The organism is Draconibacterium sp. IB214405 (genome assembly GCF_033963885.1).
Lineage (GTDB): Bacteria > Bacteroidota > Bacteroidia > Bacteroidales > Prolixibacteraceae > Draconibacterium.
On record NZ_JAXBMA010000019.1, the window covers coordinates 1 to 2,616 of the forward strand.

2 protein-coding genes are annotated in these 2,616 nt (G+C 42.5%); both read right to left on the reverse strand.

The annotated features are described in order from the left end of the window. Positions 1 to 138: 138 nt before the first annotated feature. Positions 139 to 849 (reverse strand): IS21-like element helper ATPase IstB, encoded by a 711-nt coding sequence (istB, locus tag SLH46_RS21565; protein ID WP_320283297.1) that lies wholly within the window; start codon positions 847 to 849, stop codon positions 139 to 141. Positions 850 to 885: 36 nt separating this feature from the next. Further along, on the reverse strand, positions 886 to 2,409 hold the full coding sequence (istA, locus tag SLH46_RS21570; RefSeq protein WP_320283298.1) for an IS21 family transposase: 1,524 nt from the start codon (positions 2,407 to 2,409) through the stop codon (positions 886 to 888). Between the last annotated feature and the right edge of the window lie 207 nt (positions 2,410 to 2,616).

Here is a 2,616-nt window from a genome sequence, read left to right on the forward strand (position 1 = left end):
TGGAAAATCCGCTTAAACTGACCACCCTTCTACGATTTAAGTTGACCACCTGCGCCGGAGTAAATTGACCACCCCCGATTTTCCCAAAACGAGAAGAACATTTTCAGTGTTATTTTGAATCAAATTTAACAAAAATAATTACTCTTCTTTTTTACGTTTTCTTCTCATTGATTCACCTCTTAGTTCTATCCTGTTGGATTGATGGATTAACCGGTCGAGTATAGCATCGGCAATGGTTTTTTCTCCGACAACAGAATACCAGCCAGCAATAGGTATTTGTGAGGTTACAATCAAAGAACCTATATTTTGCCTGTCTTCAATAATCTCAAGCAAAGCAAGCCGGTTGGGGTTATCAAGCGGTTGCAGCCCAAAATCGTCGATAATAACCAGGTGTTGGCGCTCTATTTTAGCCAGTTCTTTCAGGTAAGAACCATCGGCTTTCGCCATTTTTAGTTTCGCAAACATTTTATTGGCATTAAAATACATCACCCTGTACCCCTCGATACAAGCCTGGTAGCCCAAAGCTGTTGCCAGGTAGCTTTTCCCTACACCGGTGCTTCCTGTAATCAGTATATTTTCACATTTTTCGATATAATCGCATTCTGCCAGCCGTAGAATACTGTTCCGGTCAATGTTCCTCATTTCATCGTAAATAATGTTTTCGATTGATGCTTTGTAATGGAACCGGGCGTTTTTAATCCCCCTTTCAATCTTGCGGTTCTGTCGGTCGTCCCATTCGGCATCAACCAGCATCGATACAAACTGATCTAAAGTGTAATCGTTTGTTTTGCCTGTTTCAATAGCAGTACGAAAAGCTCCATGCATTCCATAGAGCTTTATCTGCTTCATTTTCGTTAAAGTAGTTTCATTCATATTAACCTGTTTTTAGTTGTAGTAATGTTTTCCCCTGATGTTTTGATGCTCGGGAAGTATTTGCTCATTTTGCTCTTCTTCAATTGAATCCAGGCCGTTTTCGAGTATTCGCTGGATTATCCGGTAATTTGATATATCGTATTCGAGGGCACGCTTACAGGCATTGATAAGCCGCTGTTTTCCTACTTTCTTTACAAAAGAGAGTACGCCCATACAGCTTTTGTAAGCCTGTTCGGGATGTTGTTTTTGTTCCAGTATCCTGCAAATCAGTTCTTCAACACTTGGGTCGATGGAAGTTGCCCAGTCGATAAAACGTTGTGGTGTCCAGTCGGTAACAAACTGGTGGGTGCTTGCCAGGTGCTGTTTTTCAGTTGTGTAGTGATAAGGCTTCAGGTTTCTTCGGTGAGATGCAATCCGGTTGTATTTGTAATAGATCTCAACACTGCTGCTTGTAAACAACAGCTTTACTTTTTTACGGATATACTGAAACGGGACACTGTAGTAATGTTTGTCTTTGCCCAAAAGCACATGCCCGTTCATCATTACTGTTGCAAAAGATTGTTGTTTTATCTCGAAACGGGTAACGGGAAGGGATGATAGTTTTTCCTGCTCATCTTCTTTAAACGACTGGTAACGCGAGTATGGCCGCCCGGTGAGTTTCTTGTTGTTATGCTGCTTTAACAGTTCCCATACACGGCTGTTCATGCTTGTAATGCTGGAAAACTCTTCTTGTTTTATAATGGGGTAAATACGTTGGTAAAGTATTTTAACAGCTCCTTCGGCCAATGATTTATCGCGGGGTTTATAGGCCCTTGCCGGAAGTATGGTCGTTTCATAATGTTCGGCAAAATCCAGCAATGTTTCGTTTATGGTGGGCTCGTAACGACTGCTTTTGGTTACTGCCGAACGCAGGTTGTCGGGTACTATGGCGGCAGGAACTCCCCGGAAGTAGTGCAGCGCATTTTCTATTGATGCGATAAAATCTTCTTTTTTCTGACTTGGCGATACCTCGGCGTAAGTATATTGGCTGGCTCCGAGTATGGCCACAAAAAATTGTAGTTCTTGCATTTCTCCGGTTTCGGGGTCAACGATTTCCAATGTCTTGCCGGCATAGTCCACAAACATCTTGTCGCCTGCCTTGTGTGTCATGTGCATTACCGGGTTAACCTTTTTACCCCAGCGTTTGTAATACTCGCAAAACTGCGAGCTTTTATACCCATCGGGATGTTTGGCAATGTACTGTTGCCACATTGAAAGTTTGGTTACCCCAACCTTTTTCAACTCACGCTCCATGTGTGGAAAGAACGCATACAGATCCTTTAGTTTGGGAGACAAATCGGGTTCTTTATTGCTGATAAACAGTGTTTCCAGTTCAACATCGCTCTTCTGTTTTATGGCCTCGGGCGACAGGTTCAGCATTTGGTACAACGCAATGTATTTTTTAACCGTATTGCGCGACAACGAAAGATAGTTGCTTATAAATAACTTGCTTTTTCCCTGGCAATGCAGTTGGATTACTTTTCTTACTTTACTCATGTTTATTAGTTTATTTGCCATATCTCGTGCATTTATTTACACACGAAATTAGGCCTTCAAAAACATGAAAAAGTCTCTTCGTTTCAGGTGGTCACTTTGCCCCGGAGAGGGGTGGTCACTTTCAATCGGAATGAGGTGGTCAGTTTGCTCCGGAAACGGTGGTCACTTTAGCCCGGAATCAGGTGGTCAGTTTGGCCGGTTTTTCCA

Coding starts and splice junctions, on each gene's coding strand:
- istA (WP_320283298.1), bottom strand. CDS start 2,409: ATGAGTAAAGTAAGAAAAGTAATCCAACTGCATTGCCAGGGAAAAAGC.
- istB (WP_320283297.1), bottom strand. CDS start 849: ATGAAGCAGATAAAGCTCTATGGAATGCATGGAGCTTTTCGTACTGCT.